Below are 17,644 nucleotides of genomic sequence, written 5' to 3' on the forward strand. Positions count from 1 at the left end.
CAGAGAAGATATGCAATCTGTCAGCTAACGCGGCGCAGATGACACCCTTCTTCGATTTCTTCGACGATCTTGTTCACAAATGCATCAAGATCGTCCGGCGAACGGGATGTGATAATACCCTGATCGACTACAACCTTTTCATCCGACCAAACGCCACCGGCATTTCGCACATCTGTCTTAATTGAGCCGTAGGAGGTTACATTTCGTCCTCTGATCGCATCTGCTTCTATCAACAACCAGGGCGCATGGCATATCGCGGCAACGATTTTGCCAGATTGGGTAAATTCGCGCACAACACGCATGGCGTTTTCCTCAGTTCGCAGTTTATCAGGATTAATCTGACCACCCGGAAGCACAAGCGCATCGAAGTCTTCAACATTGACGTCCTCTGCCAAAAAATCGACGTTGACTGAATCACCCCAATTTGCGTTGTCCCAACTCTTGATCGCACCGCTTTGAATGGACGCGATTTTTACGTTTGCACCACGGCGCTGCAGTTCTTCATAAGGAACACGGAGCTCTGAACGTTCATAACCGTCAGTTGCCAGAATAACGATTTTTGCATTTTTTATAGCTGTCATATTTTGGTCCTTTCCAATTTCTCGGTATTTAATCGATGTCGTTTGATGGCAGAAAATTAGACATCTTAGCATTGGGATCTATTGAGAATTTCTAGCAGGCGGAGCGCGCAATGGACGGGTAAGAAGCTCGTCTGCCGTTTCGTTGGCCATCAAGGGAAAACGGAAAAATCCTGATGTTCTTCAGCACCGTCGAGTCCGTTTGACACAGCGCGGCTCCTGTTAAACCAACGTAAGCAAAGAGGGATTGTTCCGTAGATTGTGCCAGTCCGTCGTATTAAACTTTTTTAGTTAGGGGCGGCGGCGCTGAGTTTGATTTATTAAGCAAGTAGTTCGAAAGCGCAGAGATTTTAAACAAGCACCAATTCGGGGTGAAGTTATCTCCCCGTTTGCTCAGCCATCGCTGGCTGAACACTTTTTAGGCTGGTATTTCAATGCCTCTAAAGCACTATGAAATGGCAGAATATTGCGTGTTGTAAAAATATATGTCTACTAGTGCACTGACGTGTTTATAGCTTTAAGCTATTGATTTGACCTTATTAATGAGCGGGATACGAATCATGCTGTTGTGTTGCGCTCAAGCGCCTCAGTCTGCAATAAGTTTTTCAAGGCTTTCAAAGCGTGATGGCTGTTATTTCAGTCCGTGCAACTGCAACATCGCCGCGAGACAGCCATGAAAACAAACCACCGTTTCATCCGGTCAGGAAGGCTATTAGGCCTTGATTTCGGTGTGGCCATAGGCCTCGCTGCCGCGTTATTGTTCTTTGCGATCAGCGGCGTTCTGACCTATTTCAATTTTCAAGGTATCCGCGAAGCAAACCAGAAAATTGTTCAGACCCATCAGGCTATTGTCTCCCTGCAAAGCCTTTTCTCAAAGCTGCAGGATGCAGAAACGGGCCAGAGAGGATATCTTTTAACTGGTGAGGTTAGTTACCTTGCTCCTTACCAGACAGCACGCAGCGCGATCGATAATGAAATCGCAAAGGTTGCTGAACGTACGGGGGAAACCTTAGGACAAAGCGAAAGGCTTGATAATCTCAGGCAGCATGTCAACGCTAAGCTCGGTGAATTGGCCGATGCAATTGCGCTCAGGAGAAGCGGTGGATTTGATGCTGCGCTCGCCCTGGTTCGCTCTGATCGCGGTAAGCTCGAAATGGATGCTATTCGCGATGGTATTAACGCAATGTCAGAGGTCGAGAACAATGTACGCAGCGAACGCTTATCAGAAATGGCAAAGGCGCAGCAACAAGCGCTAATAAGTACGGTTCTTGCGGCAGTCCTCGGTATAATTCTTACATTGGTAGTCGGGTACCTCATTCGGAACGCATCCCTTAGACAATACCGCGATGAATGGCTGCAGACTGGTGAAATTGGGCTCGCATCGGCAATGATCGGCGATCAGCGCATTGATGAATTGGGTGAAAATATCCTCGACTATCTGACGCAATATACGGGCGCTGTGGCGGGAGCTTTTTTCAGCGGCAGTGGTGGCCAATATCGACTGGGCGCTGTTTTGGGCGTACCAGACACAAATAGTGTGCCTGAAGCTTTTGCTGCACGCCAAGGATTGTTAGGGCAAGCAGCGGCAAAAGGGGATCTGATTGTTCTCAACGATGTTCCAGACGGATATCTGGCCTTTGGATCAGCACTCGGCAGGGACAAACCCCGTCATCTCGTCATCATTCCAGCGGCCTTAAATGGCACGGTCAACTCAGTAGTAGAACTTGGTTTTCTGGAACGAGCAGACGAAAAAGTAGTGACGCTGTTGAACAGGGCTGCCGAAACGATCGCGGAGAGCGTCCAGGCTGCAGCATATCGTGATGAGTTGCAGAATTTGCTCGAAGAGACACAGCAACAGTCTGAAGAGTTGCAGGCTCAGGGCGAAGAGCTTCGTGTTTCCAACGAAGAACTCGAAGAGCAAAGCCGGGTCTTGAAGGAATCGCAGTCGCGGCTCGAGCAACAACAAGCTGAACTTGAGCAAACTAACAGCCAACTTGAAGAGCAGGCAAACCAACTGGAACTACAACGCAGTGATCTGGAACGTGCGCACGCGTCAGTGCAGATGAAAGCCGATGAGCTTGAACGCTCCAGCCAGTATAAATCTGATTTTCTAGCAAACATGTCGCATGAGCTGCGCACACCGCTGAATTCGTCGTTGATCCTTGCTAAGCTTCTTGCGGACAATCCCGACGAGAACTTGACTCAAGACCAGGTCAAATATGCGCGAACCATCCAGTCTTCGGGCAATGATCTTCTCAATCTCATTAATGACATTCTTGATTTATCAAAAATCGAAGCCGGTCACGTTGAAATTCATCCTGAAGTCACGCCTCTTGCACGTCTTTCGACGGGTCTGAAGCAGCTGTTTCAGCCGTTGGCAGATGAAAAAAACCTTAAGTTCGTTATCGACATTGATGATCGTCTGCCGAAATCGTTTGTCACAGACCCTCAGCGACTGGATCAAATACTTAAAAATCTTCTCGCCAATGCCATCAAATTCACTGAACGTGGACAAGTCGAGGTGTCAATCCGACTACAGGAAGGGCAACAAATCAGCTTTTCCGTAAAAGACAGTGGCATTGGGATATCTTCAGACCAGCTCAAAAGTATCTTCGAAGCATTTCATCAAGCGGACAGCACTATCAGCCGACGATTTGGCGGCACTGGACTTGGTCTGTCTATCTCAAGGCAGCTTGCCAGATTGTTGGGTGGCGCAATAAGTGTGGAAAGCACTCTCGGACAAGGCAGCAATTTCACCGTCACTTTGCCGCTGCGATATGAGCCTGGCGGGAATAGCGCGTTGCCCCTCACGCAGGTTGTTGCGGCGGGAGAAACGCCCACGAACACGCCAGTCACATCCAAGAGCTTGCCACAACCTTTTCATTTGGAAGACGATAGGGATGCGCTCACTGATGACAAGCGTGTTCTTCTGGTTATCGAAGACGATGACACATTCGCCGCAATTGTGCGCGATCTGTCTCGTGAGATGGGGTTTCATTCTGTTGTGGCCCGCACAGCAGAGGAGGCCGTGCGCTTAGCGCGTGAGTTTTCGCCAAATGCTATCGTGTTGGATGTTGGCCTGCCTGACGAGTCCGGTTTATCAGTTCTCGATCGGTTAAAAAATGACGTGCGCACCCGTCATATCCCAATCCATGTCATTTCTGCGGGCGATCATACTAGAACCGCTTACGCGCTTGGCGCTGTTGGTTATCTTAACAAACCAGTCAGTCGTGAGGAGCTTGTTGATGTTCTGAGCCAGCTGCAAAATCGAATAACCAAACGTGTACATAAGGTTCTCATCGTTGAAGATGATGAGCGGCAGCGTGAAGCGGTTGCAAAACTTTTAAGTTCAAGCGATGTTGAGACTACAACTGCCGGCAATGTGGCCGAATGCCTCGATCTGCTGCGCGAGCAGACTTTTGATTGCATGGTGCTGGATCTTTCTTTGCCCGATGAATCAGGCTTCTCACTGCTTGAAACACTTAGCAATGAAACTGCCTACGCATTTCCACCAGTGATTGTTTATACCGGAAGAGAACTTTCCAGCGAAAGTGAGCAGAAACTCCGGCGGTATTCCAAGTCAATTATCATTAAAGGTGCAAAGTCCCCCGAGCGACTGCTCGACGAAGTCAGCCTTTTCCTGCATCAGATCATTTCTGAATTGCCCGCAGAACAGCAACAGATGATCCGCAAAGCGCGTCATCGCGATGCGATGCTTGAGGGTCGTCGTATTCTCGTCGTTGAGGACGACATCCGTAATGTTTACGCACTCACGAATATTTTGGAGCCGCGTGGTGCCCAGGTCATTATTGCCCGCAACGGCCAGGAGGCTATCGAAGCACTCAATCGGTCGCTCGAAAATGCTGAGGCACGTATTGATCTTGTATTGATGGATGTGATGATGCCTGTCATGGATGGATTGACAGCTACAAAGGAAATTCGTCGAAATCCAGCCTGGAAGAAACTGCCCATTGTAACGCTGACGGCTAAAGCGATGCCTGATGATCAGCAACGCTGTATTGAAGCCGGCGCAAATGACTACATGGCGAAGCCGCTGGATGTTGATAAACTCTTGTCACTTGTTCGGGTCTGGATGCCGAAATGACAGGGCCACTTGAACACGGCTCCGCTGAAGAAATTGAGATCAGGCTGTTGTTGGAGGCACTCTACCTTCGATACCATTATGACTTCCGCAGCTATTCGCTTGGTTCGATCAAGCGTCGGCTTCGGCAGGCACGCGAACAGATGGGCTTTGCCAGTTTTTCTGCGATGCAGGAAAGTGTGTTGCATGATGCAACCATGCTTCCGCATTTGCTGCGCTACCTCACAGTTCAAGTCAGCGATATGTTCCGTGATCCAAGCTATTTTCGAGCCATTCGCGAGCATGTTGTGCCGCATTTGCGAACGTATCCCTCACTCAAGGTTTGGATTGCTGGATGCTCGAGTGGCGAGGAGCTTTACTCCATGGTCATTCTTTTTCGTGAAGAAGGTTTGGAGGAGCGAACGCTCTTTTACGCTACCGATATTAATCCGGAGGCGCTCCAAGCGGCCGAGGCCGGTGTCTATCCGATTGATCGTGTGCAGTCGTTCACTTCCAATCACCAGCAATCAGGCGGTTTGACATCGCTATCTGACTATTATCAGGCTGCATATGGTAGGGTTTCGTTTGATAGGTCACTGCGTCGAAACGTTGTGTTCTCGGATCACAGCCTCGCGACCGATGCTGTTTTTGGAGAGATGCACCTGATTTCATGCCGTAACGTGCTTATCTATTTTGATCATGACCTGAAAAATCACGTGCTGGGCATGTTCAAAAGTTCCTTAGCCCATCGTGGATTCCTGGGATTGGGGGCAAAAGAAAGCGTTCGCTTTTCTCGCTATGCGGACACCTACGCTGATTTTGTGCGTGAGGATAAAATTTATCAGAAGGTTTCGTCATGACGGTCTCCAAAACGCAGGCCGTGGTCATCGGTGCGTCGGCGGGAGCGTTTGATGCATTGTCGGCGATCCTGCCCTCTCTGCCGGTCACTTTTCGATTGCCTGTGATGGTCGTGGTGCATCTTCCGCCAGACAAGCGCAGCTTGATGGCTGAACTTTTTCGGCATAAATGCATACTGGCGGTGGAAGAGGCTGAAGATAAGCACCCACTGTGTTCTGGCACAATCTATTTCGCACCGCCTGATTATCATATGCTTGTTGAAAGGGACCATACACTGTCGCTTTCCAAGGATGCACCTGTCCTCTATTCCCGTCCATCTATCGACGTTCTTTTTGAAAGCGCGGCCGATATCTTCGGGCCCAAACTGCTGGGCATCGTGCTGACAGGCGGCAATGAAGACGGTGCCAAGGGTTTACAGTCTATAACGGCGGCGGGCGGAAAAACACTGATTCAGGACCCCAAAAGCGCCTTCGTACCAACGATGCCAGAGGCTGCTATCCGCTCTTGTCCGGATGCCAAAATTTTATCGCTCGAAGCGATAGCGCAATATTTGAGAGAGGTTTAGGTCAACACATGGAACCCATTTCGTTTCTTCTCGTTGACGATCTTGAGGAAAATCTTATCGCCTTGGAAGCATTGCTTCGCCGGGATGGCTTGAGGATACTGAAAGCCAATTCCGGTGATCAGGCACTTGAACTGCTTCTTCAACACGATATTGCTCTTGCTCTTGTCGATGTTCAGATGCCTGGGCTCGACGGTTTTCAGCTTGCAGAACTTATGCGCGGAAACGAGCGCACACGTCACGTTCCAATCATTTTCGTAACGGCTGGTGGTGGTGGACAGCGCCGTTTTCAGGGTTATGAAGCAGGAGCGGTAGACTTCATACAGAAACCTATCGAACCGGATGTCTTGCGCAGCAAGGCCGGTGTTTTTTATGAATTATATCGGCAGCGGCAACAGCTTGCTTTTCAACGCGACGAGCTCGCTGTTCAGGCTGCGGCCTTGCGCCAATCAGCGCAGGAAAAAGACATTCTTCTTCAAGAAATCAATCACCGCATTAAAAACTTGTTTGGCTTGACATCTGGCTTGATATCACTCTGCGCTCGATCCACAGATAACATTGATGACCTGGTCACCAACTTGCGGTCTCGCATGCAAGCCCTTGCGCGGGCGCACGAACTCACCCTTCCCGTACCCGGAACGAGTGAAGCCAACGAGAGATCCACATCCGTGGTGGCGCTTATTGAAGCAATCCTCGCACCACACAATAACGAACAAAAGTCAGCTGTTACAATTACCGGAACCGATGCAGTGCTTTCCGGTAAGGCACTGACGTCACTGGCTCTTTTGTTGCACGAGTTGACCACGAACTCTGCAAAGTATGGCGCGCTTTCTTCTCCAGAAGGCCAACTGGCGATTGAGATTAATCTGGACGCAGAACTCCTTCAGCTTCATTGGAGAGAAATCGGCGTCAAAATGCTATCCAAACAACCTGAGCGTCAAGGATTTGGGGCCACGCTTGAAAAGGCCACCGTGCAAGGTTTGAATGGGACGATCTCTCGTGATTGGTGTCCAGATGGATTGTCTTTGGTTCTTAAAGTTCCATCAGCCCAACTTAACCCCCACCTTTAAAATTAAATTTAAAAATAGTCAGTCGGTGAGGGATCGTTTTAGCCTGATGCGTGTTGTCAATTTGAAAAGCATTTTAAGGAAGTTTAATGACTGACAACAGCATTCCCTTTGCCCTCGTGGCCGAAGATGACGTCATAATCCGCATGGATGCTGTAGATATTCTAGAAACAGCAGGTTTTCGCGTCAAAGAAGCCGGTAATGTTGAAGAAGCATTAGAATTGCTGAACGACGATCCAGAGAGATTCCGTCTTTTGTTTACAGACGTACAAATGCCGCCAAGTGAGCAGACTGGTTTTGATCTCGCCCGCCATTGTTCAAAACATTGGCCTCACATAAGAATTTTAATTGCTTCCGGGATGATGGTGCCAGAAGACAATGATCTACCGGATGGAGCCATTTTTGTGAGAAAGCCATTCAGTGCGCACGTGATCTACGATCATCTTCAAGTTATTCTGCCTGACGGTAAAAAACCCGAGCCACTGAAAAAAATGGCGATTTAATTCAAGAGTTGAAAATGTGCTCGGAGCGTGAATGTAACACCACTCGCTCATACTTCAGATCAACACTGCCTTGAGCTGAATAAGCGAGCAGATGCGTGTAATTATAAATCTTCACTAGTCTATTCTGAATCGATGACCATCTGCCCTGAAACCTCCCTTCAGGCAGTTTTGAACGCGCCCGTATCTGGTGTTGAATTGATCCGCATATTACGTGATGTATTAAGAGTTGAGCCATAACTCGAAGCATTTGTTCCGAGTGCACTGAGCCCCAACATTGGACCGCCGGGAAAATAGCGCGGAAAACTCTAATCATAAACTGTCCAGTTTTAAGGGAGCAGAGCAAGCGGGCTTGGTTTTTAGAGAGCGATGACTAATCAAATACCACAACAAAAAAATCGACTTTTGTCGCTTTAGAACAAATTTTGTTAGTATCAGCATAGACTTTGCTTTTCCGCATGTTGAAAGTGATATTTGGGTAGTTAGCGTCTTTGAGGGGTCGATTCAGCATTTATTACCAAATGAAGATTACTGATTTTTTTTGCAGAAAACATTTCTTGCTGTGTATAGGTATTTATAAATTTTTTAGATAGCATCGTTTGAGAATATTACGTGTCAGTTGATCTTATTTTGTAAGTGCCTGAACTCGTTAATTATTGACCCTTGAAGCTCATTCGCGAATTGAGGAGAGCGTCATGGTTGCAGTTGTCACGAATAAGGCGAGTGGTAGTTCGCGAACAGTAACTGGTAATGATATTATTCTTTCGGCGCCGAGCGTCGTCAAAATTTCTTTAAATCCAAAATCTATTTCTGAATATCAAAGAATTGGAGATGACCTCCTCATCAGATTGCATAATGGCGATACAATTCGCATCGTTAATTATTACACGCATTATAGCGACGGTCAGGACAACGACCTCGTCCTGCAAGATGAAACCGGCCAGCTCTGGGCTGGTAATCACAGCGATGGGCTGGCAGATTTTAATTTCTCGGAAATTCAAGGTGTTGACCAGCTTGCAGGTGGCGGTGGCGATCTGGGGCCGGTCCTGCTTGGGCTCGCCGGATTGGGAGCTTTGGGTGCAGCAATTGGTGCTGGTTCTCGAAGCGATAATGATGATGATAGCGACGCAGATGCCGACGCAGACGCTGATGCCGATGCCGATGCTGATGCTGATGCCGACGCAGACGCTGATGCTGACGCTGATGCCGATGCTGATGCTGATGCCGATGCCGACGCTGATGCCGATGCCGATGCCGACGCTGATGCCGATGCGGATGCCGACGCAGATGCCGATGCTGACGCTGATGCCGATGCGGATGCCGACGCAGACTCTGATGCTGACGCTGACGCTGATGCCGATGCGGATGCCGACGCAGACTCTGATGCTGACGCGGATGCTGATGCGGATGCCGATGCTGACGCAGATGCGGATGCTGACGCCGATGCCGATGCCGACGCGGATGCTGATGCCGACGCGGATGCCGACGCAGACGCGGATGCCGATGCGGATGCCGACGCAGACGCGGATGCCGATGCCGATGCCGACGCAGATGCCGATGCTGACGCTGATGCCGATGCGGATGCCGACGCAGACTCTGATGCTGACGCGGATGCTGATGCCGACGCGGATGCCGATGCCGATGCTGATGCCGATGCTGATGCCGACGCAGATGCCGACGCAGACGCTGATGCCGATGCTGACGCTGATGCCGATGCTGATGCCGACGCAGATGCTGATGCCGACGCAGACGCGGATGCTGATGCTGATGCCGACGCGGATGCCGATGCCGACGCGGATGCTGACGCTGATGCCGACGCGGATGCAGATGCAGATGCCGACGCTGATGCTGACGCTGACGCGGATGCTGATACCGACGCTGATGCTGATGCCGACGCAGATGCCGACGCTGATGCCGACGCAGACGCGGATGCCGATGCTGATACGGATGCACCAGACGCTCCTGAAGTAACAATAGGTGAAGATGGACGCACGCTCACGATCACTGGTGAGCCGAATACAACTGCTACTATCTACAATTCTGCAGGCGTAGTGATTGGAACTGTTGGGCTTGATGGTACAGGTGAAGCGACCTATCAGCTTGAACAGACCAATGGTCAGGAAGTTACCGTAACTCTTACCGACGCTTCCAATAATGAGTCACTTGAGACCGAAGTGTCAGTTCCTGACACGCTGGCACCTGACGCGCCATTGGTTGAGGTTGCAGTTGGCGAAGACGGTGTCACGCTGACAATTACCGGTGAGCCTGGTGCAACGGCAACGATCACCGCAGCGGATGGTTCGCCACTTGGCACGGTTGTTCTGGATGGTGACGGAGCAGGTTCGATCCTTCTTGATCCGCTCAATGCACAGGATGTGACCGTCACGCAGACAGATGTTGCAGGCAATGTCTCGGATGCGGCTGTCGTTCCGGTTCCAGACTCACTCGCACCACCCGCTCCGACCGTAACTGTGGGCGAAGACGGTGTTACGCTGACAATAACGGGTGAGCCAAATGCAACGGCTACCATCTACAATGCTCAGGGCGGTGTTATTGCAACGGTTCCGCTGGGAGCAGGTGGTTCTGCAACATATGAACTTGCGCAGAGCAACGGTCAGAATGTGCTGGTTACCCAGACAGATGAAGCGGGCAATCAGTCGGAAGAAAGTTCTGCGACAGTTCCAGATACTCTGCCGCCAGCTGCACCGACAGAATTGAGTGTCAGCCCTGACGGCAATACGATCAGCGGTAAGGGTGAGCCTGAAGCCAAGGTTGTTATTCGTGATGCGGATAACAATATTGTTGGCGAGGGTAATGTCGGCAGCAACGGCAGTTTCCAGATCACCCTCAACCCACCCCAACGCGACGGTGGACAGCTCTCTGCAACACTTGAGGATGCTGCTGAAAACGTCTCTGATTCTGCCACTGCAACTGCGCCATTGATTGATCCAGCCAGCACGGCCCCAATCGTGGACAATGTGACCGCAGAAGTGAACATTGTGCCGACCGAAACCAACGTTACTCATCCGAATGCAGCGTATGTTCTGCTGGTTGGGCTGCTTGGTGCGGATATAACGGTGTTGAGTGTCCCTGCCAGCAACTTCGTGGTTGCACAAGGCCATCAACAGAATCTGGAGTTCAGCTATTCGCAGCTGTTGGGTGTGGATGTGGCTTCCAATACAACAATTGTTGTTCAGAAGCTCATGCCAGATGGAACGTGGTCATCCGTGGATGGCACAGGTGATGCGACACTGCTTAACTTGACGCTTCTGGGTAACAGTGCCCAAGCGAGTGCGCTTCTGGGCGAAGGTACGTATCGCGCCTTTGCCGCTTCACAAAGTCTGTTGAGTGTCGGGCTGATTGGCAATCTGCAGGTTTCGGGAACAGATCTGAACTATCTTCAGCCATCAGGTATTCAGGTTGGAGATATCGAGGGTAACGTCCTTGCCAATGACGGAACCGCTATCAGTTCTGGCCATCTCGTCACAAGCGTTACTGTCGAGGGAATACCTCACGCTGTTGCGCCGGGTGCTCAAGGAACAACAATCGAAGGTCAATATGGTAATCTGGTAATCCATCAGGATGGTTCATACACCTATACACCGAATGGAAGTCTGGAGAGCATTGGTAAGGTCGATCAGTTCACCTACACCAAATTTGATCCCCTGACAGGTACGAACACGTCAGCTGAACTGAACATCAGAATTGATAGTGATGGTCAGGGTCTGGTCTGGGATAACAATAACTTCGCAGAGGATGCGACATACGACTTCGTCGCGACCAACGACACTGATACGGCCGGAATAATCTGGGCCAATGTGGTGAACAACGCCTTCTTTAATCAGACCCAAGGTTTGGGCGCTGCTTTGGGCATACCACAATCGTCCAACAGCAACACGTTCACTATTGGCAGTGATATGGATGCCTTTGGTACGGTGAGCGTATCGGTAACTGTGGCGGCAGCTGCCAACGGTACAGTGGTTATCCAGCAATTCGTTGGTGGCTCCTGGCAGAATGTAGGTATACCAGAAACATTCTCGATGACCGTTGGCTTGCTGGGTGTTGTGAAGACAATCGATATCGGTAGTCTCAATCTGGGAGCCGGACAATACCGCGTTCACACGACACTGACAGGTGTGTTGGGCACGGTGAATACGATCACGGATGTCAACGTCTTGTATCCTGATCAGCATATTATCCAGAACAATCCCGGCACGACTGGCAATCTGTTCGACAATGATGGTTCTCTGCCAGTCACTGCGAAATTGCAGGTTCAGGGTTCTGCGGGCTTTGTAAATGTTCTTGCAACGGGAACGGTTGTTGATGGAACCTATGGTGACCTGACGATCTACAGCAATGGTTCCTACAAGTATCAGCCGCACTCAAATATAAGCTATGCTGATCGCGAAGCATCGGAAAGCTTTACTTATAAGATCGTTCTGCCAAATGGTCACGAATCGACTGCACAACTGACTGTCGATCTTGAAGAAATGGGTCAAATATCACTTGCGCGTTTCGCAGAAGATCCCGTGCATGACGATAGTGTCGCCGCAGCTGATCATGAAAATGCGGCCACTACGGCTGAACACAACGACGACACCAATACTCATACGGATAGTCAAACGGACGATAATCTGTTGGCTGCTCATACTGTAACCGATGAAGGAAGCAGTGACGCAGACGGAGCAGATCATAGCGACAGTGATGTCGTTCCGATTGGAGATCTTAGTGAAGTCGCAGAAGCAGGTTCCGCAAGTGAACATGCTGCTGAAAACGGTCTGACGGAAGGCGTGTTCCTTGATGAGGGTAGCGGTGATGTACCACTGCCATTCGGTGAAGACCAAACCTCGGATCAAGACAGTTTTGTTTCGGCTAACGCGATGAATAGCAGCAGTGCTGATGTGGGTGAGAATGCGGATGCATTTGATGATCCACTCAGTCATCTGGTCCCAGATCCGCTCACGCAGGAGGACGATCTTCACACGACACACGCGGTTTGATCCGCCGAGATTTCCTTTCGCCGCCGAGGCCACGGCGGCGAAGGTCAGATCATGAAATACCGGCCTGTGCCGGTCATAACGGATACTCGATGCGAAAATTCCAGGTTTTAAGACGTTTCGCGACAATATCGATGATTTCATGCATTTTGGCTGCGTGCCAAATGTCTGCAAACAATCTCGCTTTGACAAATGACAACTTGTCTCAGTCAAAGAAGACCGAAGCCCCGCGGCCCCTGTCAACTGCTGGTTACGCCCCCGTACCAGCGGTTGATAGGAGTGCTGTGACGAGTGCCACGTCTCCCAAGTCGGCGGCCAAGTTGCCGGATAGTGGTTCCCTTACGATGGAAACCGCTGTCCGGCGGGCGCTGGGTTGGCATCCTGCCGTTGACGAAGCGTCTGGCAGGATTTTGGCCTCGGATGAACGCATACGCGCAGCTCAGGCGGGTTATTATCCGAAGCTGCAAGCGGGTGTAAATTCAGGCTATCAAAGCAACAACACAAATGGATGGCGACCGCAGTTTAATGTTGGCGCGTCGCAAATGCTTTATGATTTTGGCAAAGTATCGAGTGCGGTCGATACGGAACGTGCGGGTAAGGCTATCAACCATGCGCGTTTGCTTCTCACGGTCGATAATCTCGCACGCGATACCGCCAATGCAATTGTTGAGGTGCAGCGCTATCGTGCGCTGTCGTCCTATGCACAGGCGCAGGTTGACGGCGTCAAAAAAATCGCAGGTCTTGTGAATGAACGCACGGATAAAGGCGCGAGCACCATGTCTGACAAGGTGCAGGCAGATGCGCGTGTTGAATCGGCACTCGCAACCCAACTCCAATATCAATCGGAGCTGAGCCGCTGGCAGGTTGCACTTTCCGCGCTCATTGGTGGTGGCTCGCCAAACCCCACTTCATCTGTTCCGTCATGGCTTGGAAATTCTTGTAGCATAGCTGCACCCGATTGGGAGCAGGTGCCAGCGATGCTTGAGGCGCAAGCTGCACGCGAAGAAGCCAAAGCGCAGCTCGCGGCAAGCCGCGCCGATGGCTTGCCCACAGTCTCACTTGAAGCGACAACCGGCTATGATCTGAATGCTTCACGCGACGATACACGCAGCAACGACCGGCAACCTGAATATTCAGTCGGCGTGAATGTATCTTCCAGCCTCTATAATGGTGGCCAAACAGGCGCACGTAAACGCGCCGCCGCTTACGCTTTGCAATCGGCTGAGGCAGCAATCAGCACGGCGCGCTTCGACGTTCAGCGTAATCTTATGGAGTCGCGCAGCCAGATTGGTACGTTGAACCGCCTCATGAGTTCGCTAGAAACGCGCGCCAATATGATGGTTAAAACCCGTGATCTTTATCGCGAACAATATGTCGAGCTTGGCACACGAACCCTGCTTGATTTGCTGAATGCCGAACAGGAACTGCATGAAGCACGGTTCCAAACAGCCAATACGGTTCATGACATCCGTCGTCTGGATATCAACTGTCTCTACAGTTCCGGTAAGACGCGGCAAAGCTTCGGTCTTAATGCATCCATGTTGCGGGAAGGCGGAGGTACACTATGAGGCATGACGAAAACCCTCCCGGCTTTGATGGTGTTGATCTGAATGAACCCGCTGAACGGATGAAGAAGCCTGCGGGAAATTTGAGATTCGATGCGGATGAGTGGCTTGAAGCGCTTGGACGCGTCGCGCAGCATTATCGCATTCCTATATCTCTGCAGGGCGCAAAGATTGCAGCGGCCGCAAGCATCAGCACGGACGAAAATTCAAAGATAAGCTCTATTGCGCGGCATGTTGGCCTCGGAATAAGGTTTGTTGATCCGGCGACGATCACACTCTCGACGTGGCATTTGCCTTTTGTTCTGAAGCTGAATGACGGGCAGCTCGCTGTCGTAAACACCCTGTCGAAAGATCGGGAAGTCAGCGCCTGGATGATTGGCGAGCAAGGTCTGGAGCAGCCTTTCAAACTGGATGTGCTTCTGGCCGAAACCGAAAAAATCATTCTCGCCCGCCCGTCGAAAACCGTTCCTGATGCGCGCGTCGATGCCTATATCAAGCCGTTTGAAGAGAACTGGCTGCGACGCATCCTGTTTCGCGACATGGGCTCTTACGGCCATGTCCTCGTCGCGTCACTGATCGCCAACACGCTTGGCCTTGCAGGCATTGTATTTTCCATGCAGGTTTATGACCGCGTGGTACCTGCACAATCTTTCAATACGCTTTACGTTCTGTTTAGCGGTGTTTTGCTGGCCATTCTGTTTGATTTTCTTATGCGACGTGCGCGCATGGGCATCATCGATGTGTTGGGCAAACAGTCTGATTTGCAAATGTCGGATGTGGTTTTTGGTCATGCGCTTCGGGTTAAAAACCGTGCCAGACCAACATCGACCGGCTCGTTCATCGCCCAGCTTCGCGATACGGAGCAAGTGCGTGAACTGCTGACATCGACGACTGTCGCAGCCCTTGCCGATCTGCCGTTCTTCTTCATGTTTCTCGTCATTTACTGGTTTTTGGCCGGATGGATGGTTGCCATTCCGCTGGGAGCTTTGGTTGCGCTGATTATACCCGGACTTTTGTTGCAACGTCGGTTGAGGATTTATGCCAATCAGGCCATGCGCGAAGCATCGCTGCGCAATGCCATGCTGGTGGAAACCGTGCAGGGGATCGAAGACATAAAAGGTCTTCAGGCCGAGGACCACTTTCAGCAGCAGTGGAACCATTTTAATGCCGTAACAGGCGAAGCGCAGATCAGATTGCGTGCGCTTACAAACAGTCTCAGCGTCTGGACACAAAACGTGCAGGCTGGTGTGTATGCTTTGACGGTCTTTGCAGGTGCGCCGCTGATTATTGCAGGCGACATGACCACGGGTGCGTTGGTTGGCGCATCAATTCTCGGGTCGCGCATGCTGGCACCGATGGGGCAACTTTCGCAAATTCTGGGTCGCCTGCAGCACGCACGTATTGCCAAAAAAGGTCTTGATCAGCTGATGCAGATGCCGGTTGATCATCCTGACACGGAAACGCGAATTCATTGCCCAAAAATCAACGGTTCTTTCAAGCTGAAAAGCGCGCTGTTTCGGTACGGTGATGAGAGCTCTCCGCCAGTGTTGCTCGTTAAAGACCTGAAAGTTGAGCAGGGCGAATGTATCGCTGTTCTCGGTCGCAATGGTGCGGGTAAATCCACGCTTCTGATGGCCATGTCCGGATTGCTGGACGCATCTGACGGCGAGGTTTTGCTCGATGATTTATCTCTGCCCCAAATTGATCCCGCAGATGTTAGGCGCGATGTTGGTCTGCTGACCCAGAATTCGCGACTGTTTTTCGGTTCGCTGCGCGAAAACATCACCATGGGCGCACCGGACGCATCGGATGCTGAAATCCAGCGTGTACTGATTATGGTCGGTGCCGACAGTTTTGTGCGTAAGCTGCCGAAAGGTCTTGAACATCTGGTGCAGGAAGGGGGCGGCGGTCTTTCCGGCGGCCAGAAACAAGCAATTCTTCTGGCGCGTCTTCTTATCCGTGATCCGTCGGTAATTCTGCTCGATGAACCTACATCGACAATGGATGAGGCGACAGAACGCCATTTCATCCAGCAGTTTGCCAAGTGGAGTGCGGGACGCACGGTGATTATCGCAACCCACCGAATGCGTGTACTTGAATTGGTGCAGCGCCTCATTGTGATTGAGAACGGTCAGGTTGCTCTGGACGATAGCAAAGAGCGGGGCCTGCAAACCCTGCGTGGCATGAGCAAAGTGGAACCGACAAAGACGATATAACCCGGAGAGAATATATGGCGGCCGTGGGCGGAGACTTTGGAGCCTGGGTTAATGGAAGCGACCAGGGGCAGCGGCTTAAACGGTCGAAGCGCTTTGTGCGACTGGTCTTTGTCTTTTTCGCAGTTCTTATCGGCTGGTCTTATCTGGCTTTGCTGGACGAGGTTTCAACAGGAACCGGCAAGGTCGTGCCAACCTCTCAGGAGCAGGTTATTCAGTCGCTTGAGGGTGGTGTTGTCGCCAAGCTTATGGTGCGTCAGGACGATGTTGTCGAACCGGGACAGATACTTGCCCAGCTTGATCCCACAGTGACAGAATCGAGTGTTCAGGAAAGTTCTGCAAAATATCGTGCTGCACTTGCAAGTTCTGCACGCCTTAACGCTGAAGTTAGCCAGACTGAACTGCTGTTTTCAACCGAACTGGATGCGTTTCCAGCGCTTGTCGCATCAGAGACAAGGCTGTTTGAAGCGCGCAAGCAAAGCTTGAAAGAGGCGCTGCAATGGATCGCTGAATCAAAACAGCTGGTGCAGGATGAGCTGAATATCAGTCAGTCCTTGAGTAAAATGGGTGCAGCAAGCAATGTTGAAGTGATCCGCCTGAAGCGACAGTTAGTTGAGTTGCAGCTCAAAGAAACAGAGATCAAATCTGATTATATTGTGCAAGCGCGCGAGGAGCTGGCAAAAGCAAATGCCGAAGTGGATTCGCTGTCATCTGTGATCCGTGGTCGTTCCGATTCCCTTGCACGTATGACGCTGCGCTCGCCGGTGCGCGGTATCGTCAAGAATATTGAGGTGGCAACAATAGGCGGCGTCGTGCCGCCCAATGGCAAGCTGATGGTGATCGTGCCACTTGATGAGCAGTTGCTGATCGAAACGCGGGTTTTGCCGCGTGATATTGCCTATATTCACCCCGATCAGCGCGCGACTGTGAAAATCACAGCCTATGATTATGCGATTTATGGAGCGCTTGAAGGTAAGGTCGTGAGCATTTCTGCGGATACTATTCAGGACGAAATCAAGCCTGAGGAGTATTACTATCGTGTGTTCATCAAGACGGAAACAGATGCGCTTATGAACAAGAATGATCAGCGCTTCCCAATCGTTCCGGGCATGATTGCCACGGTAGATATTCACACTGGCGCCAAAACAGTCTTCGAGTATCTGATCAAGCCGTTTAACAGAGCCAGCGAAGCGTTGCGGGAGCGATAAGGCTCAGATGTCAGG

At 51.0% G+C, this 17,644-nt stretch carries 10 protein-coding genes; 9 read left to right on the plus strand and 1 reads right to left on the minus strand.

The annotated features are described in order from the left end of the window. Window positions 1-20 precede the first annotated feature (20 nt). Window positions 21-581 (minus strand): type 1 glutamine amidotransferase domain-containing protein, encoded by a 561-nt coding sequence (locus ACOZHT_RS18915; protein WP_339514729.1) that lies wholly within the window; start codon window positions 579-581, stop codon window positions 21-23. A 670-nt stretch (window positions 582-1,251) separates the two neighbouring features. On the opposite strand from ACOZHT_RS18915, the gene ACOZHT_RS18920 reads away from it, so the two are divergent. The 9 genes from ACOZHT_RS18920 (at window position 1,252) to ACOZHT_RS18960 (ending at window position 17,629) form a co-directional block, all read left to right on the plus strand. Further along, complete coding sequence (locus tag ACOZHT_RS18920) at window positions 1,252-4,683, plus strand: response regulator (protein ID WP_421566242.1); 3,432 nt, start codon at window positions 1,252-1,254, stop codon at window positions 4,681-4,683. After that, entirely contained in the window at window positions 4,680-5,519 is an 840-nt protein-coding gene (locus ACOZHT_RS18925; protein WP_339514732.1) for a CheR family methyltransferase, read from the plus strand. The genes ACOZHT_RS18920 and ACOZHT_RS18925 overlap by 4 nt, the downstream gene beginning before the upstream one ends. Beyond that, window positions 5,516-6,082: a chemotaxis protein CheB gene (locus tag ACOZHT_RS18930; protein ID WP_339514733.1), complete on the plus strand. Its 567-nt coding sequence runs from the start codon at window positions 5,516-5,518 to the stop codon at window positions 6,080-6,082. Before ACOZHT_RS18925 ends, ACOZHT_RS18930 begins: the two co-directional genes overlap by 4 nt. Before the next feature lie 8 nt (window positions 6,083-6,090). Continuing rightward, a complete protein-coding gene (locus tag ACOZHT_RS18935) occupies window positions 6,091-7,149 on the plus strand; it encodes a sensor histidine kinase (protein ID WP_421566243.1) in 1,059 nt (352 codons plus the stop codon). An 86-nt stretch (window positions 7,150-7,235) separates the two neighbouring features. Further along, window positions 7,236-7,649: a response regulator gene (locus ACOZHT_RS18940; RefSeq protein ID WP_421566244.1), complete on the plus strand. Its 414-nt coding sequence runs from the start codon at window positions 7,236-7,238 to the stop codon at window positions 7,647-7,649. A 692-nt stretch (window positions 7,650-8,341) separates the two neighbouring features. After that, window positions 8,342-12,646 (plus strand): BapA/Bap/LapF family large adhesin, encoded by a 4,305-nt coding sequence (locus tag ACOZHT_RS18945; protein WP_421566245.1) that lies wholly within the window; start codon window positions 8,342-8,344, stop codon window positions 12,644-12,646. 281 nt (window positions 12,647-12,927) lie between these two features. Continuing rightward, window positions 12,928-14,211: a TolC family outer membrane protein gene (locus ACOZHT_RS18950; RefSeq protein WP_421566246.1), complete on the plus strand. Its 1,284-nt coding sequence runs from the start codon at window positions 12,928-12,930 to the stop codon at window positions 14,209-14,211. Next, window positions 14,208-16,424, plus strand: coding sequence for a type I secretion system permease/ATPase (locus ACOZHT_RS18955; RefSeq protein ID WP_421566247.1), 2,217 nt, complete (start codon window positions 14,208-14,210; stop codon window positions 16,422-16,424). Before ACOZHT_RS18950 ends, ACOZHT_RS18955 begins: the two co-directional genes overlap by 4 nt. Window positions 16,425-16,438: 14 nt before the next feature. Further along, window positions 16,439-17,629 (plus strand): HlyD family efflux transporter periplasmic adaptor subunit, encoded by a 1,191-nt coding sequence (locus tag ACOZHT_RS18960; RefSeq protein ID WP_339511806.1) that lies wholly within the window; start codon window positions 16,439-16,441, stop codon window positions 17,627-17,629. Window positions 17,630-17,644 lie beyond the last annotated feature (15 nt).

The sequence above is a fragment of the Ochrobactrum sp. EDr1-4 genome (genome assembly GCF_049199085.1).
GTDB lineage: Bacteria > Pseudomonadota > Alphaproteobacteria > Rhizobiales > Rhizobiaceae > Brucella.

Bases quoted from the DNA above. Each gene is read 5' to 3' on its own strand.
- ACOZHT_RS18915 (WP_339514729.1), bottom strand. From the start codon at position 581: ATGACAGCTATAAAAAATGCAAAAATCGTTATTCTGGCAACTGACGGT.
- ACOZHT_RS18920 (WP_421566242.1), top strand. From the start codon at position 1,252: ATGAAAACAAACCACCGTTTCATCCGGTCAGGAAGGCTATTAGGCCTT.
- ACOZHT_RS18925 (WP_339514732.1), top strand. From the start codon at position 4,680: ATGACAGGGCCACTTGAACACGGCTCCGCTGAAGAAATTGAGATCAGG.
- ACOZHT_RS18930 (WP_339514733.1), top strand. From the start codon at position 5,516: ATGACGGTCTCCAAAACGCAGGCCGTGGTCATCGGTGCGTCGGCGGGA.
- ACOZHT_RS18935 (WP_421566243.1), top strand. From the start codon at position 6,091: ATGGAACCCATTTCGTTTCTTCTCGTTGACGATCTTGAGGAAAATCTT.
- ACOZHT_RS18940 (WP_421566244.1), top strand. From the start codon at position 7,236: ATGACTGACAACAGCATTCCCTTTGCCCTCGTGGCCGAAGATGACGTC.
- ACOZHT_RS18945 (WP_421566245.1), top strand. From the start codon at position 8,342: ATGGTTGCAGTTGTCACGAATAAGGCGAGTGGTAGTTCGCGAACAGTA.
- ACOZHT_RS18955 (WP_421566247.1), top strand. From the start codon at position 14,208: ATGAGGCATGACGAAAACCCTCCCGGCTTTGATGGTGTTGATCTGAAT.
- ACOZHT_RS18960 (WP_339511806.1), top strand. From the start codon at position 16,439: ATGGCGGCCGTGGGCGGAGACTTTGGAGCCTGGGTTAATGGAAGCGAC.